Origin of the sequence: Halorubrum trapanicum (assembly GCF_017873555.1) — an archaeon.
GTDB classification, from domain to species: Archaea; Halobacteriota; Halobacteria; order Halobacteriales; family Haloferacaceae; genus Halorubrum; species Halorubrum trapanicum.
The window spans coordinates 358737-383647 of the sequence record NZ_JAGGKE010000001.1 but is presented as its reverse complement, the minus strand read 5'-3'; the positions used below and the strand labels follow the sequence as shown (position 1 = coordinate 383647).

Sequence of the window (24911 nt, the reverse complement as noted above, 5' to 3'; positions counted from 1 at the left end):
CGCCCGACCGCGTGGATTTTTGACGACGCGAACCGGACGACGCGTATGGCTCCCGTCCCCGCACCGCGTGGCCGCGTCGGAGTCGACGACCACGACCCTTCCGCGACCGCGGGGGACGACCCGTGACGGACGACCGGGGGGGTGTCGACGCCGAGGCGGAGGAATCCGGACCGCTGGACGCGTTCCGTCGGTTCTTCGCGCTGGAGCGCGACGTGCTCGTCCTCTCGGCCGCGATGTTCGCGTTCAGCCTCGGCTTCCAGATGACGAACCGCTTCCTCCCGGAGTACATGGTCGCGCTCGGAGCGTCCGGGTTCGTCGTCGGACTGTTCGGCACGTTCGGCAACGTCATCTCGGCGATCTATCCGTATCCGGGCGGCGCCGTCTCGGACCGGATCGGGTCGCGGTACGCCCTGGCCGTCTTCGGACTGCTGTCGACCCTCGGCTTCCTCGTCTGGCTTGTCGCGCCCGGCGTCGGCACGATCACCGTCGGCGGCGTCACCGTCGAGCCGTGGGTCTGGATATTCGTCGGGCTGGTCCTCGCGCAGGCGTGGAAGTCGTTCGGATTGGGCGCGACGTTCGCGGTGGTCAAGCAGGCGACCGACCCCTCGCGGCTGGCCGCGGGGTTCGCCAGCACAGAGACGTTCCGGCGGACGGCGTTCCTCGTCGGGCCGGTATTGGCGGCCGTCCTCATCGGTCTCCGGTCGGAGTTCACCGTGAGCTTCCGGTTCGTCCTCGCGGTCGCGGTCGTCTTCGGCGTCCTCGGGACGCTCGTCCAGCACGCGCTCTACGACGCGAGCGACGACTCCTTCGGCGACTCGTTCGCGGGACTCGACGAGATCCGGCGGGACCTCCGCGAGATGCCCGAACCGCTCCGCCCGCTGCTCGTCGGCGACACGCTCGTGCGGTTCGCGAACGGGATGGTATACGTGTTCTTCGTGCTGGTGGTCACGCAGTTCTTCGAGGTCGGGCTGGACGCGACCGTCGCGCTCGGCGGGTTCGCCTACGACGTGAGCCTCTCGCCGCAGGCGTTCTTCGGGTACCTCCTCGGCGTCGAGATGCTCGTCGCCTTACTGATCATGGTCCCCGCCTCGAAGCTCGCGGAGCGGGTCGGACTCAAGCCGGTCGTCGCGGTCGGCTTCGCGGTGTACGCCCTCTTCCCCGTCGTGCTGATCTACGCGCCGGCGCTCGCGGGGTCGGCGCTGCCGCTCTGGGCCGTGATGGTCGCCGTCTTCGCGTTCTCCGGGCTGCGGTTCGCCGGGCTGCCGTCGCACAAGGCGCTGATCGTCGGCCCGGCGGAGCGAGGAGCCGGCGGCCGCGTCACCGGGACGTACTACCTGCTCCGGAACACGATCGTGATCCCGAGCGCGGCCGTCGGCGGGTACCTGTGGGACTTCGTCAGCCCCGAAGTCGCGTTCACCGTCGCGGCCGTTATCGGCGTCGTCGGCACGGGCTACTTCCTCGCGTTCGGCGAGGAGTTCGAGGCGTACGCCTGACCCGTTTTCCGGCCTCAGTCCGCCGGTTCGGAGCGTTCGCTTCCCTCGGTGGCTTGCTGTCGCTCCGGAAGCGGCCCGTCGTACCCCTCGGGGACGTACGGACAGAGCGGGTCGCTGCCGGTCGGGTCGCCCGTGGCGGCGTACGCCCGCGAGCGGCTCCCGCCGCAGACGTGGCGAAACTCGCAGGCGCCGCACTTCCCCGAGAAGCCGTCGGGGTCGCGGAGGGACTCGAAGAGGTCCGAGTTCCGGTAGACGTCGACGACCGACCGCTCGCGCACGTCGCCGGCGGACTCGGGCAGGAAGCCGGACGGGAACACCTCGCCGGTGTGGCTGACGAAGGCGAAGCCGCGCCCGGCCGTGATCCCGCCCCGCCGCTGCGCGGCGCCGTCCGTCTCGCCCGCCTCCGCCCGCTGGATTCCGACGCGGCGGTAGAACGGCGCCTCGGTTGTCTTGACGCCGAAGCGCTCCTCGTCGGACACCTCGTGGAGCCACGCCATCGCACCCTCGGCGCGCTCGGGCGAGACGGGGTCGAGGACGCGGCCGCGACCCACGGGGACGAGGAAGAAGACGCTCCAGAGGACGGCGCCGAGGTCGCGGACGCGGTCGCGGATCGCGGGGAGGTCCTCGACCGTGTCGGCGCAGACGGTGGTGTTGACCTGGAGCGGGATCCCGGCGTCGCGGGCGGCGCGCGCGGCCGCGACCGTGTCGTCGAAGCTCTCCTCGCCGCGGAACGCGTCGTGGCGCTCGCGGGTCGAGCCGTCGAGGCTGAGCGCCATCCGCGCGATTCCGGCGTCGCCGAGGTCGCGGACGCGCTCGGGCGTGAGCGACCGCGTCCCGCTCGGCGTGATCGTCATCCGGAGACCCAGGTCGTCGCCGTGCGCGACCAGCTCCGTGAGGTCGTCGCGCGCGAGCGGGTCGCCCCCGGAGAGGACGACCAGCTGGCCGTCGCCGAACTCGGCGGCGTCCGCCAGCAGTCGCTTCCCCTCCGCGGTCGTCAGCTCGTCGGGATGCCGCCGCGGCTGCGCGTCGGCCCGACAGTGCCGACACGCTAACCCGCAGGCCTGCGTGACCTCCCAGACGAGGACCAGCGGCCGCCGGTCGGTGTCGAGGTCGTCGAACATCGGTTACTGTCGGCTACGATCCGGATCCGTTTGGGGGCATCCCCGAACGTGTTCCCTCGGCTCTCAAAGCGCGAGACTCGACCGACCGGATCAGGAGTTCGACGCGCTTCCGGGGACCTGATCGGTCGCTCCCGGACCGCCGGGGAGCGACCCGTCGCTCGCGGCCGCGTCACCCTCGCTTGCCCGCTCGTCCGAAACGCCCCTCTCGCCGTCCGCCGGCCAGATCGCGGTGACGACCGCGTCGGTCGCGTCGGTCTCGACCGCGGCGTACGCGAACCCGCGGTCGTCGAGTCGCGGGAAGAGGAACTGCGGCGTGCGGTCGTTGTACTGGACCAAGACGTCGTCGTCGCCGAGCGTCTCCACGCGTTCGAGCGTCTCGCGAAGGGGTTTCGGCGGCCCCAGTTCGCGGACGTCGAGGGAGACGGTCTCCCCGCCCGTCGGCGCGTCCGTCCGCTCGGTCACCGCCCGCTCGACCGCCGCCGGATCGCCGGGTTCGGAGTTCATGGTCGACGGTACGGACCCGACCCCCGGGTGGTTTGTGACGAACATGTTCCGGCCGCCGCGGAGCCGAAGGTACTTCCACGCCGGGCGCCGAACTACGAACATGGCACAGGCACGCCTCCGCGTGACCATTCCGGACGGCCCGTGGGTCGGCGACGTCTCGCGGGAGTACCCGGACGCGCGGTTTCAGGTTCTGACCGCGACGCCGGACGACGGCGCCGGGTTCGCGCTGGTCCGGATCACCGCGGACGAGCTGGACCCGATCCTCGGCGCGGTGGAGGAGCACGACGTCGTCACTCACTGCTCGGTGATGGCCGAGGACGACGGGATGGTCACCGTTCAGGTCGAGGCGCTCGTCCCGCTGTTACAGACGGTCGCGCGACGGGCCGGCGTCCCGATCGAGATGCCGGTCGAGATCCGCGACGGGGTCGCCCGCATCGACATCACCGGCGACCACGAGCGCGTCGCGGAGTTCGGTGACGCCCTCCGCGACGTCGGCGCCGACTTCGAGGTCGAGTACGTCCAACAGCGCGTGAACCCCGGCGGGTCGCTCACGGAGCGCCAGCGCGAGGTCCTCTTCGAGGCCGTCGACCGCGGCTACTACGACGTCCCCCGAGAGTGCACGCTCACCGAGGTGGCCGAGCACGTCGGCATCGCCAAGTCCACCTGTAGCGAGGTGCTTCAACGCGTCGAGCGCACCATCGTTCGCGAGTTCGTCGACGACCTCCCGCGCCGCCCGATCGACTTCGAGTCGCCGGATGACGACGGGATCGAGCGGATTCAGTAAGGGTCGGTGTGGACTCGGCAGAACGGTCAGACAACGGCCGGTAGCGGCCGCCCGACGCGGCCGGATTCAGTACTCAGAGTCGACGGCGACGGACCAGCCGCGCCGCGAGCGCGACCGGAATCACGCACCACGCGACGAGCGACGCCGCGAGCGCGACCGTCGACAGTCCGCTCCCGGCGAGGACGGCGGTGAACCCGCCGCCCGCGGTGGTGCCGAGTCCGCTCAAGGCGAGCACGCGGAACGCGCTCACCGGGTTCGACAGCACCAGCGCCGACAGCGCCGCGTCCGGCAGGTCGGCGGCCGCGACGATCCCGAGCGCGAGCAGGTCGTGGCCCAGCACGAACCAGACCCACACGAGCAGCGCCGCGCCGAGCGCGTGGGTCTTCTCGCGGGCGACGGTCGACAGCAACAGCGCGACTGCGAGGAACGCGGCCCCCACGGCGACGGCCCCCCCGAGGAACCCGAGGAACCCGGGCAGCGCGCCGACCCCGAACTCGCGGACGATCAGGGCGCCGCTGAAGGCGAACCCGAGAACCGTCGCGCCCGCCAGCACCGCCAGCCGCCCGAGGTACGTCCCGGCGACGACCTCGCTCCGGCGAACCGGCAGCGAGAACACGACCGCGAGCCACCCCTCGTCCTCGCGGCCGACGATCGCGTCGTAGCCCAAGGCGAGCGCCGCCAGCGGGACGAGATAGGCGGCGAGGCTCGTCAGCGACGCGACGACGCGCTCCGCGCCCGCCGGCCCGACCGCGGAGCCGCTGAACGTCATGAGTACGGCGCCGAAGAATACGAACAGCCCGGTGAGCGCGAGCGCCCACCGGCTCCGGACCGCGAGCCGGTACTCCGTGACCGCGACGACGAAGACGTGCCGGAGCGTACCGCGGGTCCCCTCGCTCGTCTCGGTCTCGGCCGCTTCGGCCGTCGCCGTCGCTCCCGACTCACCGGTGTCGACGTCCGTCCCGCCGTCGAGGGCGCCGACCGTGGCCGCCGCGTCCGGGTGGCCGCCGTCGGGACGGGTTTCGCCCTCCGGCTCCTCGACCGGCCGATCGGTCGGGTCGCTCATGGCGCCACCTCCTCGGAGTCCGCCTGTGAGTCGTGTGTCGCGTCGCCTCCGATCGCCTCGCGGAACGCGGCCCGGAGACCGCCGCGGTCGCGGCCGGAGGCGGTCGTCGGTTCGTCGCCGTCGCCCGCGACGCCGTTCCCCGTTTCAGCGTCCGCGGCGAGTTCGTCGACCGACCCCGCCGCGCGCACTCGGCCGTCGTGGAGGACGGCGGCGCGGTCGCAGAGCCGCTCGACCTCCCCCAGCACGTGCGAGCAGAACACCACCGTCGCGTCGGTCTCCGCCGTTATCTCTCCGACGATGGCGTGGAACTCGTCGACGCCGCGGGGGTCCAGCCCCGCGGTCGGCTCGTCGAGGATGAGCACGTCGGGGTCGGGCAAGAGTACGGTCGCCAGCCCGAGCCGCCGCTGCATGCCGTTCGAGTAGCCCGAGACGCGGCGGTCGGCCTCCTCTTGGGTCAGCCCGACCCGCTCGATCGCGTCGGCGGTCCGCCCGTCCTTCGGGAGTCCGCGGATCGCTCTGTGGACCCCCAGCACCTCTCGCCCGGAGAGTCCGTCGGGGAATCCGACGTGTTCGGGGAGGTAGCCGACGCGCTCGCGGACCCGCCGCCCGGCCTCGGTCACGTCGGTGCCGCCGACGCTGACCGTCCCGGCGTCCGGCCGGTCGTGGCCGACGAGCAGCCGGAACAGCGTGGACTTCCCGGCCCCGTTGGTGCCGATGATCCCGTACGTCGAGCCGCTCGGGACCGAAAGCGAGAGCCCGTCGAGGGCGGTCACGTCCCCGTACGTCTTCCGCACGTCGGTCGCGTCGATTCTCATGGTGTGTCCTCCGTGTCCGCGGTTCGGTTCGCGGCGCGGGTCCCGTCCCCGCCGGCGGCCTCGCCGCCGCTCGCGGCGTCCGGCTCGTACGCCCGCCAGTCGTGGTTCGGCTCGACGAGCGGCCGGCGGTCGACCACCCCGGGGGTCTCGACCACCGGGAAGGAGCTCTCGGCCAGCCGCACCGCCTCGAACGCCGGGCTGTTCGCGAACGCCGCGGCCTGCGGGTGGTCGTCAATGAGGTTCTCGACGATCCCGATCGGCCGGTGACGCACCTCGCTGACCCCGTCGCCGTCGCGGTCGGCGACCCGGGCGCCCGACCAGTAGTTGCCGCGGTCGGTGCCGTTCCACGCGACGAGCGAGTTCCGCGCCGTGCGGACGGCGCGCTCGTTGCGGACGAAGCTGTTGCCCGCGACGACCTCGCTCCCACTCTCGGCGGCGCTGTGGATCCCGACCCCGTTGCGGTACACCAGGTTGTCCACGAGCCGGTTCCCCTGCGCGTTGTAGCGGTAGAGCCCGTTCCGGTTCGCGACGAGGTGGTTGTCGGCGACAGTCGAGTCCTCGATGTCCTTGGCCATGATCCCGTGTCCGCTGCTGCCGTCGTTGCGCAGGGCGGTGTTGTTCCGGACGGTCAGCCCCTCGCTCACCATCAGCGCGTAGCCGACGCCGTTGTCGGCCGCGACGTTGTCGACGAGGCGGTTGTCGTCCGAGTACATGTAGTGGACCCCGTACCGCGTGTGGCGGATCGTGTTGTTCTCGGCGAGCACGTCCGTCGCCCACGAGAAGTAGATCCCGTCGCGGGTGTCCGTGATCTCGCTGTCGCGGACGACGGTCCCGCTCGTCTCGAACAGGTGAATCCCGTTGCCGCGGTCGGTGACCGGGTAAACGTCCTCGCGGCCGTCGATCCGCACGTCCTCGACGGCGGCCTCGTCGGCGCCGTCGATCCAGATCCCGTACGCCGTGTCGGTGATCCGGACCGACTCGATCCGGGCGCGGTCGCCCGCGACGAAGACGCCGGCGTCCTCGCTGCCGAGGTCGCTGCCGGAGCCGCGGACCCAGACGCCGGAGACGGTGACGTTCTCGCCGGAGACCGTGAGCACGCGCCCCTCGCCGCCGCCGTCGATCACGGCGCCCGACTCGCTCGCGACGATCCGAAGGTCGTCGACGCTCGCGTTCACGCGCTCGTCGAACCGGCCGTCGAGGACGACCGTGTCGCCCGGCTCGGCGGCGTCGACCGCCGCCCTCGCCGACGCGAACGACTCGCCGTCGACAGTGGCGGTCCCGTCGCGGTCGGGCGCGGTCACGCCCGTCGCGGCGAAGTCCGTCGTGACGGCGAGACCGGGAGCGCCGGAGGCGTTCGGGGCGGCCGCGTCGCTCGCGTCCGCGCCGACGCCCGCACCGCCGGCCGCGCCGGCGACCGGGAGCGCGACCGCGGCCGCGACGCCGAGCACCGCGACGACGACGGCCGCCGCGAGGAATCCGGCTTCCAGGCGGTCATCCGACATGGTCACCACCGCCGACGTCGCGGTCTCGGTCGGTGTCTCGGGTCGACTCGGCGTCGTCGCGGTCGCGCTCCCTGTCTGTGCTCTCATCTCCCGTAAGGCGTTCGCGGATCGCGCCGGGGAGCGCGCGGGCGAGCGCCGGAAGTTCGCTCACGGTCGCCTCGATGTCCCGCGCGAGGTACGCGGTCGCCAGCAGCAGGACCGCGAGGACGGTCATGTACCCGCCCGGGCCGAACCACGCGAAGCCGCTGATGTTGGCCACCTCGTAGGAGCCCAGAAGCGGCGGCGTGAACGAGTCGATGCCGCGCAGGGGCGCGTCCGGGTCCAGCGAGTGGCCGGCCTGGTAGAGCCGGTACTGGATGAACGCGAACATGCCGACGAAGACGGTGATCGTCCCGACGAGCTGCGCGGTGAGTCCGGCCTTCAGCTTGCGGACCGTCGGCGCGAGCGCGACGAACGCGCCCGTCAGGGCGAGACCGACGAACACGACCGGTCCGAGCAGCCACTCGGGGACGTCTATCGCCGCCTCGTTGACGGGGTAGTTCGGGTCGATGAACACCGGGTCGGGGTAGTAAAAGCCCGCGTACTTGTTCAGCCCCTGTACCTCGGCGAAGTCGCCGCCCAGACGCGGGTAGGCGTACAGCTCGATGAGCAGCTCCTGACCGGGGTACTGCGGCGCCGTGAGCGTGATCTGCCACACCGGGACCAGCAGCGCGCCGACGAGCAGCGCCGCCGCTGCCAGCGGGAGCGCGCGTCGGATTTCGGTCAGCCGCGCGAGCGACGAGGTCATGGATTTACTCCTCCGGTTTGACGATGAGCCGCGAGCGCATCTCCAAGTGTAGCGCGCTACAGAAGTGCGCGCAGTAGACCCAGTAGACGCCCGGTTCGTCCGCGGTGAACGTCGCCTTCCGCGTCTCCTGCGGCGCGATCCGCATGTGGACGTCGTGGTCGGGGATCGCCACCGAGTGAAGCATGTCGCTCGTGGTCTCGATGTTCGTCACCTGCATCTCGACCTCGTCGCCCTCTTGGACGACCATCTCCTGGAACCCGTAGTGGTTCCGCGTCGAGTACATCTCGATCTCGACGCGGTCCTCCTCGACCCGCTCCATCGTCGACTCGCCCTCGGCGGTGTGGCTGAGTTCGAGGTCCTCGGGGTCGTAGACGGCCTTCGGGTTTATCTTCGACTTGTGGGCGATCGACGCGTCGTGCGGCTCGGCCTGCGCCGGCGAGTCCTTCACCAGTTCCATCCCGTTCTCGTCGTCGCCGATGTAGATCAGCTGGTCGTTCTCGGGGTGTTGCGGCCCGACCGGAAGGAACCGGTCCTTCGAGAGCTTGTTCAGCGAGACCAGCCAGTCGCCGGCCGGGTCCTCGGTGTACGACTCCGCGGCGATGAGGTGGCCGGGGTTGTAGTGGACGTCGATCTTCTCGATCACCGGGCTCTCGGAGCGCGCCTCGGCGTTCACGGCCTCCTCGATGTCCCACTTGACGACCTGCGAGTCGATGAACAGCGTCGTGTACGCGTGGCCGCGCCCGTCGTAGGCCGTGTGGAGCGGACCCAGCCCGAGCTTCGGCTGGCCGACGATCGCGTCGGCCGGGTCGTCGACCTCGGCGATGGCGTCGATGTCGATGACCGACGCGGTCGGGTCGAGCTTTCCGCTGACGATAGCGTAGTTGTTGTCCGGGGTGACGCTGACTCCGTGGGGACTCTTCGGCGTCGGGATGTAGTGAACGATCGGCTCGTCGCCCTGGTTGAGCGGGCTGTCCTTCCGCCCGTCGACGACCGGCACCTCGTTTATCGTCTCGTACTCCCCGGCCTCGACGGCCGCCTCGATCCGCGGGATGTCGAACGCCTTCACGTCGTCGCGGTCGGCGCGGGTCATCCCCGACTCCGTGGCCGCCTCCTCGGAGTTGTAGGCGCTCGTGAAGAAGTACCGACCCTCCTTGCTCCCGTCGCCGTTGTCCATGTTACCGTCGATGAGGACCTCCCACTCGACGTTCATCGACTCGGGGTTGATGGCGGCGAGCACGGAGCCGTACGAGTCCGGGTCTTCGAGGTCGCCGCTCCCGTCGTTGGGGATCGGCGTCCGGAACTCGCCGACGCCGAAGATGAGGTCGGTGTCGGGCAGCTGCGCGCAGGCGCCGTGGGTCCCCTGCTGGTTCGGGATGTCGACGATGGCGTCCGTCTCGAAGTACGTCAGGTCGATCCGGGCCATTCGTCCGTTCGCCTTGTCGTTGACGTACGCGAACCGGCCGTCGTAGTCGCCGTCGGTCTGGCTGATACGCGGGTGGTGGGTGTCCCCCCACGTGTAGCCGCCGGCGTCTTCGAGCATCTGCTTGCTCTCGTCGTCGAAGCCGTAGCCGCGCGAGGCGTCCGGGTTGAACACCGGGATCCGGATGAGTTCGCGCATCGACGGCAGTCCGTACACGCGGACGTCGCCGGCCTGCCCGCCGGAGAGGATCGCGTAGTACTCGTCGTGTTCGCCCGGCGGCACGGAGTTGTCGACCCCGCTCGCCGAGGCCGTCCCGTCGACGCCGTCGTCCTCGCTCAGCAGGCTGGTACAGCCCGCCAGCCCGCCGAGCGCGCCGGTCGCAGCGCCGGCCTTCATGAAGTCGCGGCGACGGACGCCCGGAAGCATCGAGTCGAACCCGTCGGCCGAGCCGGTCGTCTGGTCGCTCGATTCTTCCGCGTCCGTGGGCCGCTGTGTGTCGTTCGACATGGGTGAATCCGCGAGCGGCGATTCCCTCGCGACAGGCGGACGTTGCGGACTCCGGTATATAGCTCGTCAAGCGGCTTGCTGTGCGGTAGGAAGCGCGCGAACACGTTCGGAGATCGGCGTCCGCGTTTCGGGATCGTGAGAACGCGGTCCGAGCGCGGACGGCCCGCTGCTCGCGAATATCGACCGGAAAGAAGCGACTGCGTAGCGTTCGTGACCGGCTCGCGGCTCAGCCGCGGCCGGCGTTCACTGAACGACGACAGCGCCCTTCATCCCGACCGAGCTGTGGGGAGTACAGACGTACTCGTGGATCCCCGTCTCCTCGAAGGTGTACTCGAAGGTGTGGCCCTCCTCGGTGACCGTCTCGCTCTCGAAGTCGCCCGACTCGGCCGCGACGTTGTGGCCGCCGCCCTGGCCGGTCCACTCCCAGACGACGGTGGTCCCGGTGCTCACCGCCACCGCGGCCGGACCGAACGCGAGGCCGCTCCCCGCGCCGACGTCGACGGTGACCTCGTCCTGGCCGGTGGCGTCGACGGTCTGCTCGTAGTTGTTGGCGTCGTCGAACCAGCCGCCGTAGTCCGGCTCCTCGCCGAGGTACTGGGTGTCGCCGCCGTCGGACCCGCCGTCGCCGCCGTCGGAGCCGTCTCCGCCGTCGGAGCTGTCACCGCCGTCTCCGCCGTCTCCGCCGTCGGAGCTGTCACCGCCGTCTCCGCCGTCTCCGCCGTCAGACCCGTCGCCGGAACAGCCGGCGAGCAGGAGCGTCGCGCCCGCCGCGGTCGTCGCCTGTACGAATCGCCGTCGATCGAGTGTGGTGTCGTCGGTCATGTGTTCGGTCGTCGGTTGGTCGCGTGTGGTTGTAACGAGTCGTGCGTCGCTTCGTTCGGCTGGAACGGAGGTGAACATGTTCGGCGTCGCCCCCGTTACCGGTCAGCGGGCGGGGGCGCGAGCGCCGCGGCGCCTACGCGTCACCCCGCGGCGCCAACACGATCAGCGCGGTGGCGTCCTCGCGCGCGGTGGGCTGGACGCTCCGCTCGCCGGCGAACCGGAGCAGCTCGCCCGCCTCGACGCGGTGGTCCTCGCCGTCGAGGGCGACGTCGAAGGCGCCCTCCAGCGCGTGGAACAGCACGTCCCTGTCGGGGTGGTCGTGTTCCGCGACGCCCTCCCCCGCCGGCAGCGAGAGCCGGACGGTCTTCGGCTCGCTACCGGGGAGCACCTGTGCGGCCGGCTCGCCGTCGATATCGTCGATCCGTACCGTCTCCGGATCGCCCGTCGACGCCGCCTTCGGTAGCTCGGCGACGAACCGCTCGGGTCCCTCGCGCTCGACCGCGTACGCCTCGTCGTCGAACGCGGGGACCTCCGCCGACAGCTCGTAGTAGAGCGGCTTCGGGTCGTGGTCGTTGACTATCGTGAGCGACTCGCCCGGCTCCAGGTCGTCGAACGCGTCGTGGATCCGGTCGTGTCGCTCGTTCGGCGGAATCTCCCTGACGTCGAGTTCCGGCATCGTGTCTCACCGTCCACGCCGCAGCCGCATGTCGGACGGCGCGAACACGTTCGGGATCGGCACGGCCGGGGCGCTACCGAAGAGGGCCGCGCGTCAGCCGTCGTCGAGCAGTTCCGCGATCCGCTCGCCGATCCGCCCCATCGTCGCGTCCGAGAGCCCGTGGCCGTCGCCCGCGTCGATCCGGAGTTCGACCGCGGCGCCGGCGCGCTCGAAGACACCCGCGGTCGCCCGGACGCGTTCGGCGGGGACGTACGGGTCGTCCTCGCTGCTGTCGAGCGCGACCGGCGTCTCGGCGAGGGGGCCGCCCTCGTCGCGTTCTGCCCCTTCGACACCGCCCGAATCGAGATCCTCGCCCGGCAGGGCGGCCGAGACGACGAACGCGCCGCCGAACCGTCGGGGGCGGCGTCGCAGGAACTCGGCCACCACCGCGCCGCCCTGCGAGACGCCGACGAGGACGACGCGCTCGGGCGGGACGCCGGCGTCGCGCGCGACGCCGACCGCGCTATCGACGCAGTCGACCGCCGAAGTCAGCGATGGCTCGTTGGCCGACAGCGGCGCCTCGTGCGGGGCCGGGAACCACGTCGACCGGACCGCGCCGGGCGCGAGCAGGGTCGCGCCGGAGCGGTAGAACTCGTCGGCGAGCCGGATCAGCCCCTCCGCCGTGCCGCCGCGGCCGTGGACCAACACAACCGCGACCTCGGCGGCCGCGACCGGGGCGCCGCCGGTGACGAGCGTCGCGTCCGCGTGCGGCCCGGAGACGCCGGGGATCCGGCGGCACATCGCGACGAATCCGCGCCTGAGTTCCCTTGCTCCGGTCCCGGTATCTCGAACGTCGGTAGCTGCGACTCGATCAGCTCGCGGTCGTCCTCGAACCGCGGCGGGAGGTAGAGATCCGTCGCGTGTCCGGTCGCGTCCGGGTCGGCGAGTCCCGGGCCGGGCGGCCCGTCGGCGGTCGGCGCCTCGGTCGCGAGCTCGACGAGGAGACCGCCGGGACCGCGGACGTACAGCGAGTGGAAGAAGTGCCGGTCCTTCACGCGCGAGACCTCGTACCCGCGGTCGCGGAACAGCCCGTGCCACTCCAGCAGCGCCTCGCGGTCGGCGACGCGCACCGCGGCGTGGTGGAGCGTCCCCGGCCCTTCCCGGAGGTACGCGGCGTCGCGGTCGAGTAAGTCGACGACCGTCGCGCGGTCGCCGGGCGCGCGGTACCGCACCCGGTCGCCCGATTCGGCCTCGTACTCGAAGCCGAGGGTCTCCAGCACGCTCGCGGTCCCGTACGGGTCCGCGGGGAGCGCGGTCACCCCGCGGAGTCCGCGGATCGCGTGCTTGGCGGGCACCGGACCGTCGATCCACGGGTTCGACCCGCTGCGCTCGGTTCCGACCAGTTCGATCTTCGTCCCGGAGGGGTCCGCGAGCGTCAGCCCGCGGTCCCCGAAGCGCGCGTCGGGGTCGAGCGGTCCCGCCTCCATGCCGCGGTCGGCGAGGCGGTCGCGCCAGTAGCTGATGGAGTCCGGGGGTACCGCGAAGGCGACGGTCTCGTAGCCGGGTTTCCCGGTTCGACCGGGATCGGCGTTCGGGTCCGGGAAGACGGTGAACACGGACCCCGACGAGCCGGTCGCGTCGCCGAAGTAGAGGTGGTACCTGAGGACGTCCTCGTAGTTCACCGTCCGCCGGAGCAGGCGGAGCCCGAGCGTCTCGCCGTAGAAGGCGGCGTGCGACTCGGGGTCGCCGACGATCCCCGAGACGTGGTGGAATCCGGGGGTGTCAGAGAGCATGGCCGGAGATCCGCGCCGCGCGGGAAAGTCGGTGTCGGTGGGGGCGATTCCGGACGGGGGCGCGAGACCGCCCGAGCGTCCCGGTCCGCGCGTCAGGAGAGCCAGAGCAGGCGCACGTTGCTCGCGGTGAGGTACGCGCCCGTCGCCGTGAGCAGCACCGGCGGGAAGTAGTACAGCAGGCGGTCGCCCTCGCGCGCCCCCTCGACGCTGATCCAGAGCATCACGAGGTAGACGGCTATCTTCAGCGCGACGAGTCCCGAAAGCCCGAACGACTCCAGCGCGACCCGCACGACCGGGTTCGCCTCATCGATCGCCGGGACGTATCGGAGGAAGGCGATCGTGGAGACGACGTCGCCGACGCCGTACGTCGCGGTCGCCGCGATCCACAGCCAGTAGAACTCGCCGGGCCGACGGCGGTAGGCGGGGCGGCGACGGGACCGGTCGCGGGATCGGACCACGGCCAGAAGTGTCGGCCGAACGACGTGAAACTGCCGGTCCGCGGCGGCGCGACCCGACCGGCGCGGCGGCTCAAACCCCGGCCGCCATCCAGCCGACTTAAGAGGGATCGCGCCGTCTCGCCGGCCGTGACGGAGCCGCCGACCCGCGACGAGAAGCTGGATCTCGGCGTCGAGCTGCTGGCCCACCTCGAACGCGAGGAGCTGGACCTCGCCGCGGCGGTCGACCGGATCGAGACGATCACGACCAGCCCGGCGCTCACCCGCGACATCCTCGACGCCGCCGAGAAGCGCGGGGTCATCGACCGCGAGGGCGCCCGATTGCGGGTCCGGCGAAACGGGACCTACGTCGAGTACGACAGCCAGGTCGTCGCCCGCGAGGGCGAGTTCGAGTGCCGGCGCTGTGGCACGTCGATCTCGACGGGCCACTTCATCCAGTTGGACGCCGGCGAACTCGGGCCGTTCGGCTCCTCGTGTATCCGGAAGGTGACGGGGCGAGAGTCCGAGTCGGAGTGACGTTCGGTCGAACCCGCCGGAGTATTTACGCCGGAGACCGAAGCGGCGGTAATGACCGCGCCGAACCGGAACGTCCTGTGGGCGGACGCGCTCGTCGACGAGCTCGTCGCCGCGGGCGTCGACGCCGTCGTCGCCTCGCCCGGCAGCCGCTCGACGCCGCTGACCGTGGCCGCCGCCGGCCACGACGAGATCAGCGTGTTCTCGCAGCTCGACGAGCGCTCCGCCGCGTACTTCGCGCTCGGACGCGCCCGCAGGACCGGCCGCGTGACGCCGCTGATCTGTACCTCCGGCACCGCCGCCGCCAACTACCACCCGGCCGTGATGGAGGCGAGCGAGGCCCGGGTTCCCCTCCTCGCGCTCACCGCAGACCGGCCGCCCGAACTGCGCGACTCCGGCGCGAACCAGACCGCGGACCAGGAGAAGCTGTACGGCGACGCCGTCCGGTTCTACAAGGACCTCCCGGAGCCGGCCGCGAACGACCGGGCGCTCCGGTCGCTGCGCACTACCGTCGCCCGCGCCGTCGCGGCCGCCGAGGGCGCCGATCAGGGACCGGTCCACCTCAACGTTCCGTTTAAAAAGCCGCTGGAGCCGACGCCGGTCCCGGGCGACGTGCCCGAGGACCTGCCGGAGGCGGCCGAGCGCGGACGCGACGGCTCCTACGTCGACGTGACCCCGGGCGCGCCCGAGCCGGGCGACGACGAGCTGCGCGCGCTCGCGACCGAACTGAGCGGGGCGGACCGCGGGCTGATCGTCGCGGGGCCGGCCGATCCGCCGGGTATCGATCCGGAGTCGGTCACGGCGCTCGCGCACGCGACCGGGTTCCCCGTGCTGGCCGACCCGCTTTCCGGACTGCGGTACGGCGGACACACGCGCGTCGCGCCCGTGATCGGGAGCTACGACGCGTACCTCTCTGCCGACCTCGCTGGCGGCGGGGACGAGGCGGGCGACGGTGAGGAGACCGGCGACGCGGCCCGAACCGGCGAGACGGGCGAGACGTGGGCCGACCCCGACCTCGTCCTCCGGCTCGGCGCCTCCCCGACCTCGAAGCGGCTCCGGAAGTACCTCGCCGGGACGGGCGCCGACCAGTATCAGGTCGACCCCGCCGGGCGCTGGCGGGAGGCGGAGTTCGCCGCGACCGACCTCGTCGTCGCCGAGCCGAGCCGGCTCTGCGCCCGCCTCTCGCGGCTCGTCGCGGGCGGAAGCGGAGACCCCGACTGGCGCGCCCAGTGGGAGGAAGCCGACCGCGCCGCCGAGGCGGTTCACGCCCGCGAGGCGGACGCGGCCGGCGAGGCTGACTCGGACGCGACGGCCGACGAGACCGCGGACGACGAGCCGACCGCCGGCGACCGCGGGACCGAGGCGGGATTCCACGAGGGCGACGCGCTGCGCGCGGTCGCGGGGGCGCTCCCGGACCCGGCGACGCTGTTCGTCTCCAACTCGATGCCCGTCCGCGACCTCGACCGGTTCGTCGGGCCGACGACCGCGAACGTCACCGCCCTCGGCAACCGGGGCGTCTCCGGCATCGACGGTATCGTCTCCAGCGCGCTCGGCGCGGGCGCCGGGACGACCGACGACCTCACGCTCGTCGTCGGCGACCTCGGCTTATACCACGACTCGAACGGCCTGCTCGCGATCGGCCGCTGCGACGTCGACGTCACCGTCGTCGCGCTCAACAACGACGGCGGCGGCATCTTCCACAAGCTCCCGATAGCGGCGTTCGAACCGCCGTTCACCGAGTCGTTCGTGACGCCGCACGGGCTGGATTTCGAGCCGCTCTCGGAGCTTCACGGGCTGGAATACGCGCGGATCGACGCGCGCCCCGACGCGCTCGCCGACCGCGGCGAGAGTCCGGCGGAACGCGCGGCGGCGGTCGCCGACGACCTCGCCGCCGCCGTTTCGGAGGCTCACGAGGCGGCCGGCTCGCACCTGATCGAGGTCGAGACCGACGCCGAGGCGAGCCACCGCACGCGCGAGCGGCTGGCGGAAGCGGTCGAGCGCGCGGTCCACGGGGACGCGACGGACTCGGCCTGATCAGGGCGGGGTCGGGTTCGGTCCCTCGCGGCGGCTGGCGCCGAGGGTGACCCCCGCGTAGGCGACGACCGCGAACTGGATCCCGATGCCGAGGCTCGCGCCGAGCGCGAAGACGGCGGTGACGACCGGGCTGCGGTCCGGACCGAGGTACGAGAGGACCGCGGCCGAACCGACGAGGAACGCGACGGTCGCGCTCGCGCCCGTCGCCAGCGCCGTCGACGTCGCGGAGACGTCCGCGTCCCGCGCCCCCGACGCGAGCGCGACGCCGAACAACAGGCCGTATATCAGGACGAACGCGGCGAACTGAGCGCTCATGAGGTACACCGAGAGCGTCTCGGTCGAGGGGAGCGAGACGGGCGACTGGAGGATGATCGGCGAGAGCCGTCTGATTCCGCTGACCGCGAGCGCGACGACCGCGGCGACGACCGGCGGGAGGGCTGCCGTGCGCATGTCCGAGACCCGAATCCGGATTCACTTATAAAATACGATCCGGACGGTGTCGCCCTCACCCCAGATCGACGACCGTCTCCGCGCGGACGTCGCGGTCGGTCGCCGTCACCTCGCCGACGATCCGGTACGTTCCCGGGGGCGGGTCCCGCCATTTCCCCTCGTAACCGACCGACTCGCCGGAGGCGACTGTCTCGCTGCCGAGCGCCTGCGTGAACATCCGTCCCGCACCGTCCCGCCAGACGGGATCCGTCCGATCCGCGTCCGACCCCTCGCCCTCCTCGGCGGCCGGGTACGCGGTGAACTCCGCCCGTTGCCCGGTCCGAAAGTCGAGCGTGACGGGTTCCGGACCCGGATTTTCGATCCGCAGCGAGAGCGCGATCCCGTCGTCGGTCGCGGTCGCCGCGAGCGTCGCGTCGAGCATGGCCGCGTCTGCGACGCCCGCGAATAAAACTCCTCGGCGGTCGGGGTCCCGTCTCGCTTGCGACTCCGCGAGTGAGGCGGCCGACGACGCCTATAAGCCTCGGCTCCCCCTACCGCTCGGCGTGCAGGTCGTCGGCTACGAGACGGACGTCGCGAGCGACTCGCCGGACGCGGACGGCGACCCGGAACGGGATCCGATCCCCGAAGCGGACGGGCCGGTCGGCGGCGGACTCTACGTCGCGAGCGGCGGGAGCGTCGACTACGTGGACGCGAGTCCGGGTACCGAACTCGCCTTCGGACTCGGCGAGCGCCGCTGCGCGGGGACCGTCCACGACGGCGCCCACATCGCCTGCGACGCCGGAGACGCGCCCTACTGCGACGACCACTCGCACGTCTGGGTGTGCGCCCGGTGTACCGGGACGTGCCTGAAAGACGAGATGGACTGTCACGAGACGCACGCGATGTACCTCGCCGCGTTCGCGCCCGACGTGTTGAAGGTCGGCGTCACCCGCGAGTGGCGCCTCGGGACCCGCCTCCGCGAGCAGGGCGCCGACCGCGCGGCGCATATCCGGACGTTCCCGAACGGTCGAATCGCTCGCGAGGTGGAGGCGGAACTGGCCGCCGGCGACGACCTCGTCGACCGCGTCCGCGTCCCGACGAAGCTCGACGGGTTCGGTCGCGCGGTCGACGACGCCGCGTGGGAGGCGCTCCTCGACCGGTTCGACCCGATCGCGCGGTTCGACTTCGACTACGGTCTCGAACTCGACGACCGCCCCGTCGCCGAGACGATGGCCGCGGGGACCGTCCGCGGCTGGAAGGGCCGGGTGATCGTTCTCGACCGCGGCGGCTCGACGTACGCGGTCGACGCGCGCGACCTCGTCGGCTACGAGCTGACCGACGCGGTGCCCGAGCGGGAACTCCAGTCGAGCCTCGGCGCGTTCGGCGGGTGAGCGACTACTGACCGAAGCCCTCGACGGCGACGACCCGGCGGACGCCGAGGTACGCGGCCGCGGCGATGACGGCGTACGCGACCACGAGGACGCCCGTCGTCGCGTCCGCGCTGTCGATGGCGAGTCTCGCCACCGCGTTCGCGGGACCGCCCGCCATCGCCGTCGCCCCGCCGAACAGGACGAGGACCGCGACCGAGTAGAGCAGCTGCGCCGCGCGCCGGTCGGGCGCGACCGCCGAGATGCCGACCGCGACGGCGACGACCAGCGTCGTCAGCGCGGTCATCAGCGCGAGGATCGGGCCGACGTTCGCGACCGACGTGCCGTTCGCCTCCAGCAGGAGGAGCCACAGCAGGGCCTGTCCGGGGGCGATCCCGACCGCCGCGGCCGCCTTCCCGTCGACGATCTCGGCGAGCGTGACGGGCGCGACGCGGAGCAGCTCCATCGTGCCCCGGTCCAGCTCCTCCGTGATCGAGTCGACGACGAGCGACCCCGAGATGAACACCGGGAGGAACACCAGTACCGGGATCAACACGGTGTAGGTGAACGAGAAGTACGGGCTGGTCTCGCCCCGGTCCGGGAGCGGCAGCGGCGACTCCTCGAGGAACGAGACCCGTTGCTCGCGCTCGTTCAGCTCGTAGGTCCGCAACAGGTCGCGCAGCTGTACCACGATCACCGTCGTCTCCACGGTGGCGTCCGGGGCGGTGACGGCGGTCGACACCCGCCCCGACTCCGTGTGGGTCGCGACCACCACCGCGTCGGCCGCGTTCCGCTCGAAGGCGCTCCTGGCCGCGCCAGCGTCCGCGTAGGGCGTGACGGAGGCACCGGGGACCTCGCTCGCGGCGCGCTCTAAGTCGCCGACGGCGTCGCCCGCGGCCGCGACCTCGATCTCCGCCCCGTCGAGCGCGCCCGGGTCGTACATCGAGACGAGTCCGACGACGAGGAACGACGACAACGCCGCGATGAACAGCTGGATCCCGATCGCCAGCAGGATCGTCTTCTCGGCGCGCAGCCCCGCCAGCTCCCGCCCAGCGATCGTCAGGCGGCTATCCAAGGCTCACCACCCCGGCGTTGTACGCGGCGTGCCCCAGCGTCGCCAGGGTCAGCGCCACGGCGTACGCGGTCCGCCCGCGGCTCGCCCCGACGCTCGCGACGCTCGTCGTCGCGACGTGGAGGACGAGCGGCGCGAAGAACAGCGCCGCCAGCGCGAGCGGCGGCAGCCCGGAGAGTCCGGTCACGTCGCCGAAGGCGGCGCGACCCAGGAACAGGTCGGTGAGTCCGACCGCCTGGACGACCGCGGTGACCTTCTCCGCGAGGAAGAACCCGGTCCCCGAGGCGAGTCCGACCGCGAGCGCGACGCGGAGCCTTCCGTCACCGTCGCCGACGCCGTCACCGTCTCCGACGCCGTCGGTCCGCGCGAAGACGCCGCGCTCGAACCCGGCGTAGAGTCCGACGCTCTTCGCGACCTCCTCGACGAACGCGATGGTCACGAGCAACACCGGGATCGACACCGTGACCGGCAGCGCGAACAGCACCGCGACGGCCAAAAGCTCCGCGACGAATACGAAGGGGATCGTACAGGCGGTGAGGAGCGCGACCGAGCCGAGCGCGCGGAGCCGGTCGCGGTCGAGGACTCCGCCCCCGACCGCCCCGGCGCCGGCGGGCATCGCGAAGAGCCGCACCGCGAGCGCGTCGAGGAACTTCCGCGTCACGGGCTTTTGCGAGAACATGTCCTCCTCGCGGTAGACGCCGAGACCGAGACCGAACAGCAGCGCCGCCCCGACCGCCATCGGCGCGGTCGAGAAGAGCGCCTCGCCGGCCGAGACGGCCTCGCCCTGGAGGTCGAAGACGACGAGCGTCAGCGGCGAGACGAGCGCCACGGGCGTCACGTTCGTGAAGATAGCCGGGACGAACGCGTAGGTGGTCAACAGGACGCTCACGCCGACCGTGACGAAGGTCAGCTCCTTGAACGAGCGCGCGAACATCGCGCCGACGAAGGTGGCCCCGAGGAACGCCGCCGCTATCGGCGCCACGGCGACCACCGAGAGCGCTCCGCCGCCGACCGCGAGCGCGATGAGGGACGTGACGACCGCGGCGGCCGCGGCGTACGGCAGCGTCTTGCCGGCGACGATCTCGGCCGGCGACAGCGGCGTGACGAGCAGCGGCTCCCCCCGGCGGTTCGTTCGCTCGTCGAGGATAGACGAGCCGTACGCCTGGATCAGGAAGTTCATCGGGACGAGGAAGGCGAACGCCAACAGCAGCGAGGTGAACGGGAACGGGGGCGTGATTGAACCCGGCGAGCCGACCGTGTCGGCGCCGAAGGTGCCGCCGCCGATCGACGGCACCGCGAAGCCGCCGTCGTCGCTCGAGTCCGCGTCCGCGTCGCCGGAGTCGGTGTCGCCGATACTCGTGTCGCTACCGTCCACACCGGAATCAGAGCCGTCCGGTCCGCCGTCGGCCGATCCGCCTCCTGACGGACCGTCACCCGTCTCGGTATCATCTGTACGACTAGTGGAGTTTCCACCGGAACTGGCATCTCCGGTTTCAGAGCCTCTACTGTCTATTTTTCCGTCTGTCGCGTCGCTGCCGCTATCGCTCTCGCCGCCGGTCCCGTCGTCGCTCCCGCCGCCGCCGAGCGTCGCGCCGTCGTCGAACCCGGTCGTCCGGCCGACGTACCGGAGCGTGACGGTGACGGGGAAGGCGGCCGTCTGATTCGGTTCGGCGCGCATCAGGCGCTCGTTGTGCGACTCGACCGCCTCGCGGACCGACGCTGCCGCCGCCTCACCCTTCTGCGTGTCGGTCGCGCGGACGACGACCTCCTCGACGTCCGCGCCGTCGATCGTCCCGTCGTCGCCGGAGCCTGGGCGGATCACCGTTACCACGACCGCGTCCGCGGAGTCGCCGATCGACGCCGTTTCGGGCGAAACGGGCCGAAGCGACGCCTCCTCGTCGATCGCCTCCGCGTACGGCGACCCGGGATCGACGCCGACTCGGTAGACGTCGCGGTCGACGTCCAGCCCGGCGACGCCGGTCGCCACGCCGACGCCGACGACGCCGCCGGCGACGAGGAGGAGCGCGATTCCGGCGGCGAGGGTTCGACGGTCGACGCCGCCGGACGCGCGGGCCGACTCCCACCTGGCGACCCGGAGAACGCGGCGGACGCCGACCGCGAGCCGTCGGAGAACGCGGCGAACGCCGGTCGCGCACCGCCGGGCGACGCGGCGGATCCGATCGGTCACTCGGTCGCCTCCGTCGTCGACGCGGCCTTCGTCCCTCCGCTCTCTCCGGCGTCCTCGTCGTTCGCGGATTTCCCGGAGTCACCGCCGAGGTCGCCGGTGTACCGGCCGGGCATCGGCCGGCCGACGATGTCGAGGAACACGTCCTCGAGGCTCGGCTCGCGGCTCCGGATGTCGACGACCTCGCCGCCGGCGTCGGCGACGGCCTCGCGGACGGCCGCGACCGCGTCCATGCTCGGGACCGCCATTCGGAAGCGGTCGCCGACCTCCTCGGTGGTCGCGTCGAGGTCGGCGAGCGCCGGCGTCGCGGTCGGCTCGGCGTCCGTGAACACGCGGTAGGTCGTCTCGCCGTGTCGCTCGCGGATCCCGTCGACGCTCCCGCGGGCGACGATCCGGCCCTCGTTCATCACCACGACGCGGTCGCAGACCGACTCGACGTGGTAGAGGTTGTGCGCCGAGAAGACGACGGTCTTGCCCGTCTCGCGGAGCTCGCGGGTGAACGCCAGCACGGAGTTCGTCGTCACCGGGTCGAGTCCGGAGGCCGGCTCGTCGTACACCAGCACGTCCGGGTCGTTGACGAGCGAGCGCGCGATGGCGACCTTGCGTTTCATCCCCTTCGAGACGTCACCGAGGCGGCGCTCGCGGTGGTCCAGTTCGAGGCGGTCGAGCGCGGCCTCGATCCGCTCGTCGGCGACCTCCCGGGGCACGTCGTAGAGGTCGGCGAAGAAGCGGAGGTACGACAGCGCGGTCATCTCCTCGTACAGCGGGGACTCCTCAGGTAGGAACCCGAGGTGGCGGCGCATCTCGGGGTCCGAGGCGTCGAACCCGGCGACGGTCACCTCGCCGTCGGTCGGCTCGACGAGTCCGGCGAGTATCTTGAGCGTCGTCGTCTTCCCGGCCCCGTTCGGGCCGACGATCCCGAACACCTCGCCGTCGTCGACTGAAAAGTCGCTGTCGACCACGGCCGCGAAGTCGCCGTAGGTCTTCCGCAGGCCCGACACCTCGATCATGCGTGCGGCTCCGCCGGCGGCCGGGTTAAACCCACGCCCGTGGTTATCGGCGGCGAGAACGACGCTCGTCGCCGCCGAGTCGCCCCGTCGGGTTTCACCGCCGGTAGCCTTACGGCGGCGCTTCGAGAACACGCTCGGTATGAGCGATCGACGGGGAGTCAGCGGCGGGCGCGACGACGCGCCGGACGACGCCGGCGGGGCCGCCGCGTCCGATCACCCGGGCGAGCGGACCGAGGACGCCGGGTCCGCGGATCGGAGCGACCGCGTCGCGGACGCCGGGTCCGAGGGTCCGGACGGCGACGCCGCGATCGATCCGGCGGTCGCGGCGACGACCCGCGAGGAGCTTCACACCACGTTCGACTACCAGGTCGAGCGGCTCCGCGAGATCGACAACAAGGCGATCGAGATTCTGAAGGCGAACCTGCTCCTCATCGGGATCGTCGTCACCGGCGGGTCGATCGTGGTCCAGACGACGGTGGACCTGGCCGCCTTCCTCAACCCCTTCACAGTGGTCGGCGGCCTCCTCCTGCTCGCGTCGACCGGGCTGGCCGCGGTCACCTACACCGCCTCCGACCTCCGCGGGGGGCTCGATCTCAAGGCCGTCGATAGGGTGATCGCCGCAGAGCGGGACGACGGGTCCCGGTCCGCGGCCCACGCCGACCCCGACGCGGCCTCCCGTCCCGAGGTCGACGCCGAGTTCGACGAGCGACTGCTCCGGAGCTACGCCGAGTGGATCGACTACAACGCCCGCGTCACCGCGGTCAACGACCTGCTGGCGACGGTGACGGTGCTGCTGATCTTCGTCGCCTTCGTCTACGTGACCGCCGGGGTCGTCGTGGGCGCGGCGGGACTCACGGCCGTCGAGTCGTGGTCCTCCTTCGTCGTCCTCACGGCCTTCTCGGCCGCGTTCACGTGGGTCGCCGCCCACATGGACCACCTCGGTCCCGAGACCACTCACCCGGCGGCGTCGTTCGCGGGGATCCCGCTCTCGAAGGGCGGCGACAGGCGGCAGGCGTGGTCGTCGCTGCGGGCGATGCTCGGCCGAGCGCCCACGGAGGCGGAGGAACTCGGCATCGCGACGGCCGAGTCAGAGACCGAGCGAGAAGGGAGCCGCGACGGCGAAGATTCTGGTCGGTGAGACGGTCGAACGCCGGCGAATGGGACCGGTGGACGGGACCGACGAGGGCCCACAAACACGCCGAACTCGCCGCTACGCGGGCCGCGAAACCGGAGAGAAAGCCGCGAGAGTCGGCGCGTTACTTCTCTTCTTCCTCTTCCTCGACCGGTCCCCGTCCTCGTTCCCAGACGGCGTCCGCGGAGGTGTCGTTCGGCGCTGTGTGCGAGACGTCTTTCATGGTGTCGCGATCGCTTGCCATATTGACTCCCGATACCTCGGACCTCCGTATTAACCCTTCGTGGAAAGAGATAATGAGTCTTGATATCATATTAGGAATTAATACAGAACGGTGCGGCCGCGGTTCGATCGGTGAACGGATCGCGAATTGTTCTCGATTCGAGCGGCGGAAACCGGACGAGCGTGCGGAAATAATTGGTGAGCCGCGACGATGAAGCGCCGCCCCGCCGGAACGCGAAACGTGTCAGGGGATCCCGACCGCGACGATCGGACCGCGGTGGTCAGGGAGGGGACGACGCTCGCGGTCGGTCGCGACGTCGCCGCGCCGCCCGAGCCGACCGCGAAACTGCTCCGCGACACGCGGCGGTAGTCAGATTGGAGTCCGTCCGTCCGCGGCGTCGAGAGTGCGGACCGATACGTCGAGACGGGAACGACGGGGCGGGTCCGGATTGACGGCGTCTGGGTCCCGTTCCGGGTGACGGCCGCGACGCGGCTCCGCTGGGACTGGCGGGTCGGCCGCCTCCCCGCGACCGGTCACCGAGTGGATCGGTATCCCGGAGCGCCGGATCGGTGTCGGGTAGTGATCGGAGTCCCGCTGCTCGCGGCGCCGTACGTCCCGATCTGTCGGCGTGCGCTGGATCGATTTGCGGCGCTCGTCGCGGTGGACCGCTGAATCGCTTCGGGCCGTGGGGTCCTCGCCGGGCAGTACCGCGATACGGGACGCTCGGCGCTCAGTTCTCGTACCCCTCCTCGAACGGGTCGATGACCTCGCTGCCGGGGTCGTCCTCGTCGCGAGTGAAGCCGGGTCCCTGCGTCGCCAGTTCGAAGACCAGCCCGTCCGGGTCGGTGAAGTAGACGCTTTTGAAGTAGGTGCGGTCTTTCACCTCGGAGACGCGGACGTCGTTCTCGCGCAGGTGCTCCTGCCACTCGCGGAGGGTCTCCTCGTCTTCGACACCGAACGCGAAGTGGTGACTCGCGCCCGGGCCGGGGGTCCCCTGCGAGTCCGGGTACTCGAAGTAGGTGACGTTTGTCCCCGGCTCGCCCTCGGGCGTCGACGAGAAGTAGTAGTGCGGCGTCCCGGGGTCGTCGTAGTTCTGAGTCCGCTTGACCGTATGCCAGCCGAGGACGTCCTCGTAGAACGCCGCGGTCTCCTCGATATCGGTACAGATGTTCGTGACGTGGTGGAGTCCGGTCGTCGGCGGCACGTCGCTCATGTGCTCGGCGTC

Annotated in this window: 24 protein-coding genes and 1 pseudogene; 7 read left to right on the top strand and 18 right to left on the bottom strand. The window is 71.5% G+C overall.

Annotated elements, in window-relative coordinates; genetic code table 11:
- The first annotated feature begins 122 nt into the window (after window positions 1–122).
- Window positions 123–1493 (top strand): MFS transporter, encoded by a 1371-nt coding sequence (locus J2744_RS01870; RefSeq protein WP_209543694.1) that lies wholly within the window; start codon window positions 123–125, stop codon window positions 1491–1493.
- 14 nt (window positions 1494–1507) lie between these two features.
- Here the strand turns inward: J2744_RS01870 and J2744_RS01865 are convergent, their stop codons facing one another.
- Window positions 1508–2614, bottom strand: a complete 1107-nt coding sequence (locus J2744_RS01865; RefSeq protein WP_209543691.1) for a radical SAM protein — start codon at window positions 2612–2614, stop codon at window positions 1508–1510.
- 90 nt (window positions 2615–2704) lie between these two features.
- Window positions 2705–3163, bottom strand: coding sequence for a DUF2249 domain-containing protein (locus J2744_RS01860; protein ID WP_209543690.1), 459 nt, complete (start codon window positions 3161–3163; stop codon window positions 2705–2707).
- Here J2744_RS01860 and J2744_RS01855 point away from each other — a divergent pair.
- Entirely contained in the window at window positions 3162–3902 is a 741-nt protein-coding gene (locus J2744_RS01855) for a helix-turn-helix domain-containing protein (protein ID WP_209543688.1), read from the top strand. The two genes, J2744_RS01860 and J2744_RS01855, sit on opposite strands and share 2 nt — an antisense overlap.
- 73 nt (window positions 3903–3975) lie before the next feature.
- Here the strand turns inward: J2744_RS01855 and J2744_RS01850 are convergent, their stop codons facing one another.
- The 10 genes from J2744_RS01850 to J2744_RS01805 form a co-directional block, all read right to left on the bottom strand.
- Window positions 3976–4965, bottom strand: a complete 990-nt coding sequence (locus tag J2744_RS01850) for an ABC transporter permease (protein ID WP_209543679.1) — start codon at window positions 4963–4965, stop codon at window positions 3976–3978.
- Window positions 4962–5780: an ABC transporter ATP-binding protein gene (locus tag J2744_RS01845; protein ID WP_209543677.1), complete on the bottom strand. Its 819-nt coding sequence runs from the start codon at window positions 5778–5780 to the stop codon at window positions 4962–4964. The genes J2744_RS01850 and J2744_RS01845 overlap by 4 nt, the downstream gene beginning before the upstream one ends.
- Window positions 5777–7282, bottom strand: a complete 1506-nt coding sequence (nosD, locus tag J2744_RS01840; protein ID WP_209543675.1) for a nitrous oxide reductase family maturation protein NosD — start codon at window positions 7280–7282, stop codon at window positions 5777–5779. The genes J2744_RS01845 and nosD overlap by 4 nt, the downstream gene beginning before the upstream one ends.
- Window positions 7272–8069: a hypothetical protein gene (locus J2744_RS01835; RefSeq protein ID WP_209543674.1), complete on the bottom strand. Its 798-nt coding sequence runs from the start codon at window positions 8067–8069 to the stop codon at window positions 7272–7274. Before J2744_RS01835 ends, nosD begins: the two co-directional genes overlap by 11 nt.
- Before the next feature lie 4 nt (window positions 8070–8073).
- On the bottom strand, window positions 8074–9996 hold the full coding sequence (nosZ, locus tag J2744_RS01830; protein WP_209543672.1) for a TAT-dependent nitrous-oxide reductase: 1923 nt from the start codon (window positions 9994–9996) through the stop codon (window positions 8074–8076).
- 243 nt (window positions 9997–10239) lie between these two features.
- Window positions 10240–10818: a halocyanin domain-containing protein gene (locus tag J2744_RS01825; RefSeq protein ID WP_209543670.1), complete on the bottom strand. Its 579-nt coding sequence runs from the start codon at window positions 10816–10818 to the stop codon at window positions 10240–10242.
- Between the two features lie 133 nt (window positions 10819–10951).
- Window positions 10952–11494 carry a DUF2249 domain-containing protein gene (locus J2744_RS01820; protein ID WP_209543668.1) on the bottom strand — a complete coding sequence of 181 codons (543 nt, stop codon included), beginning with the start codon at window positions 11492–11494 and terminating at the stop codon, window positions 10952–10954.
- A 93-nt stretch (window positions 11495–11587) separates the two neighbouring features.
- The gene (locus tag J2744_RS01815) at window positions 11588–12178 is read right to left on the bottom strand and encodes an alpha/beta hydrolase (protein WP_245203118.1); all 591 of its coding nucleotides are present in this window, start codon (window positions 12176–12178) and stop codon (window positions 11588–11590) included.
- Window positions 12142–13266 (bottom strand): VOC family protein, encoded by a 1125-nt coding sequence (locus tag J2744_RS01810; protein ID WP_245203117.1) that lies wholly within the window; start codon window positions 13264–13266, stop codon window positions 12142–12144. The genes J2744_RS01815 and J2744_RS01810 overlap by 37 nt, the downstream gene beginning before the upstream one ends.
- 92 nt (window positions 13267–13358) lie before the next feature.
- Window positions 13359–13724: a hypothetical protein gene (locus tag J2744_RS01805; protein ID WP_209543663.1), complete on the bottom strand. Its 366-nt coding sequence runs from the start codon at window positions 13722–13724 to the stop codon at window positions 13359–13361.
- Window positions 13725–13850: 126 nt separating this feature from the next.
- Between J2744_RS01805 and J2744_RS01800 the strand changes: the two genes are divergently transcribed.
- Window positions 13851–14237, top strand: a complete 387-nt coding sequence (locus J2744_RS01800) for a DUF5830 family protein (protein WP_209543661.1) — start codon at window positions 13851–13853, stop codon at window positions 14235–14237.
- Window positions 14238–14288: 51 nt separating this feature from the next.
- Window positions 14289–16268 (top strand): 2-succinyl-5-enolpyruvyl-6-hydroxy-3-cyclohexene-1-carboxylic-acid synthase, encoded by a 1980-nt coding sequence (menD, locus tag J2744_RS01795; RefSeq protein WP_209543660.1) that lies wholly within the window; start codon window positions 14289–14291, stop codon window positions 16266–16268.
- Here menD and J2744_RS01790 read toward each other — a convergent pair whose 3' ends face one another.
- Together J2744_RS01790 and J2744_RS01785 are read right to left on the bottom strand one after the other, a co-directional pair.
- Window positions 16269–16718, bottom strand: a complete 450-nt coding sequence (locus tag J2744_RS01790; protein WP_209543658.1) for a hypothetical protein — start codon at window positions 16716–16718, stop codon at window positions 16269–16271.
- A gap of 55 nt (window positions 16719–16773) precedes the next feature.
- Window positions 16774–17139, bottom strand: coding sequence for a BsuPI-related putative proteinase inhibitor (locus J2744_RS01785; RefSeq protein ID WP_209543656.1), 366 nt, complete (start codon window positions 17137–17139; stop codon window positions 16774–16776).
- A 121-nt stretch (window positions 17140–17260) separates the two neighbouring features.
- On the opposite strand from J2744_RS01785, the gene J2744_RS01780 reads away from it, so the two are divergent.
- A complete protein-coding gene (locus J2744_RS01780) occupies window positions 17261–18088 on the top strand; it encodes a DUF2797 domain-containing protein (protein ID WP_209543654.1) in 828 nt (275 codons plus the stop codon).
- A gap of 4 nt (window positions 18089–18092) precedes the next feature.
- Here J2744_RS01780 and J2744_RS01775 read toward each other — a convergent pair whose 3' ends face one another.
- From J2744_RS01775 to J2744_RS01765, 3 genes are read right to left on the bottom strand one after another with little or no spacing between them, the layout of a single operon-like run.
- Window positions 18093–19139, bottom strand: coding sequence for an ABC transporter permease (locus tag J2744_RS01775; RefSeq protein WP_209543652.1), 1047 nt, complete (start codon window positions 19137–19139; stop codon window positions 18093–18095).
- A complete protein-coding gene (locus tag J2744_RS01770) occupies window positions 19132–21324 on the bottom strand; it encodes an ABC transporter permease family protein (RefSeq protein ID WP_394357707.1) in 2193 nt (730 codons plus the stop codon). The genes J2744_RS01775 and J2744_RS01770 overlap by 8 nt, the downstream gene beginning before the upstream one ends.
- On the bottom strand, window positions 21321–22331 hold the full coding sequence (locus tag J2744_RS01765) for an ABC transporter ATP-binding protein (RefSeq protein WP_209543650.1): 1011 nt from the start codon (window positions 22329–22331) through the stop codon (window positions 21321–21323). The genes J2744_RS01770 and J2744_RS01765 overlap by 4 nt, the downstream gene beginning before the upstream one ends.
- A 139-nt stretch (window positions 22332–22470) precedes the next feature.
- On the opposite strand from J2744_RS01765, the gene J2744_RS01760 reads away from it, so the two are divergent.
- Together J2744_RS01760 and J2744_RS01755 are read left to right on the top strand one after the other, a co-directional pair.
- The gene (locus J2744_RS01760) at window positions 22471–23469 is read left to right on the top strand and encodes a hypothetical protein (protein ID WP_209543648.1); all 999 of its coding nucleotides are present in this window, start codon (window positions 22471–22473) and stop codon (window positions 23467–23469) included.
- Between the two features lie 427 nt (window positions 23470–23896).
- Window positions 23897–24358: pseudogene (locus J2744_RS01755) on the top strand (SRPBCC family protein).
- A 58-nt stretch (window positions 24359–24416) separates the two neighbouring features.
- On the opposite strand, the gene J2744_RS01750 reads toward J2744_RS01755, so the two are convergent.
- Entirely contained in the window at window positions 24417–24899 is a 483-nt protein-coding gene (locus J2744_RS01750) for a VOC family protein (protein ID WP_209543646.1), read from the bottom strand.
- Window positions 24900–24911 lie beyond the last annotated feature (12 nt).

Bases quoted from the DNA above. Each gene is read 5' to 3' on its own strand.
- J2744_RS01865 (WP_209543691.1), bottom strand. From the start codon at position 2,614: ATGTTCGACGACCTCGACACCGACCGGCGGCCGCTGGTCCTCGTCTGG.
- J2744_RS01750 (WP_209543646.1), bottom strand. From the start codon at position 24,899: ATGAGCGACGTGCCGCCGACGACCGGACTCCACCACGTCACGAACATC.
- J2744_RS01825 (WP_209543670.1), bottom strand. From the start codon at position 10,818: ATGACCGACGACACCACACTCGATCGACGGCGATTCGTACAGGCGACG.
- nosD (WP_209543675.1), bottom strand. From the start codon at position 7,282: ATGTCGGATGACCGCCTGGAAGCCGGATTCCTCGCGGCGGCCGTCGTC.
- J2744_RS01810 (WP_245203117.1), bottom strand. From the start codon at position 13,266: ATGCTCTCTGACACCCCCGGATTCCACCACGTCTCGGGGATCGTCGGC.
- J2744_RS01835 (WP_209543674.1), bottom strand. From the start codon at position 8,069: ATGACCTCGTCGCTCGCGCGGCTGACCGAAATCCGACGCGCGCTCCCG.
- J2744_RS01855 (WP_209543688.1), top strand. From the start codon at position 3,162: ATGTTCCGGCCGCCGCGGAGCCGAAGGTACTTCCACGCCGGGCGCCGA.
- nosZ (WP_209543672.1), bottom strand. From the start codon at position 9,996: ATGTCGAACGACACACAGCGGCCCACGGACGCGGAAGAATCGAGCGAC.
- menD (WP_209543660.1), top strand. From the start codon at position 14,289: ATGACCGCGCCGAACCGGAACGTCCTGTGGGCGGACGCGCTCGTCGAC.
- J2744_RS01765 (WP_209543650.1), bottom strand. From the start codon at position 22,331: ATGATCGAGGTGTCGGGCCTGCGGAAGACCTACGGCGACTTCGCGGCC.
- J2744_RS01790 (WP_209543658.1), bottom strand. From the start codon at position 16,718: ATGCGCACGGCAGCCCTCCCGCCGGTCGTCGCCGCGGTCGTCGCGCTC.
- J2744_RS01845 (WP_209543677.1), bottom strand. From the start codon at position 5,780: ATGAGAATCGACGCGACCGACGTGCGGAAGACGTACGGGGACGTGACC.
- J2744_RS01860 (WP_209543690.1), bottom strand. From the start codon at position 3,163: ATGTTCGTCACAAACCACCCGGGGGTCGGGTCCGTACCGTCGACCATG.
- J2744_RS01850 (WP_209543679.1), bottom strand. From the start codon at position 4,965: ATGAGCGACCCGACCGATCGGCCGGTCGAGGAGCCGGAGGGCGAAACC.
- J2744_RS01785 (WP_209543656.1), bottom strand. From the start codon at position 17,139: ATGCTCGACGCGACGCTCGCGGCGACCGCGACCGACGACGGGATCGCG.
- J2744_RS01760 (WP_209543648.1), top strand. From the start codon at position 22,471: ATGAGCGATCGACGGGGAGTCAGCGGCGGGCGCGACGACGCGCCGGAC.
- J2744_RS01820 (WP_209543668.1), bottom strand. From the start codon at position 11,494: ATGCCGGAACTCGACGTCAGGGAGATTCCGCCGAACGAGCGACACGAC.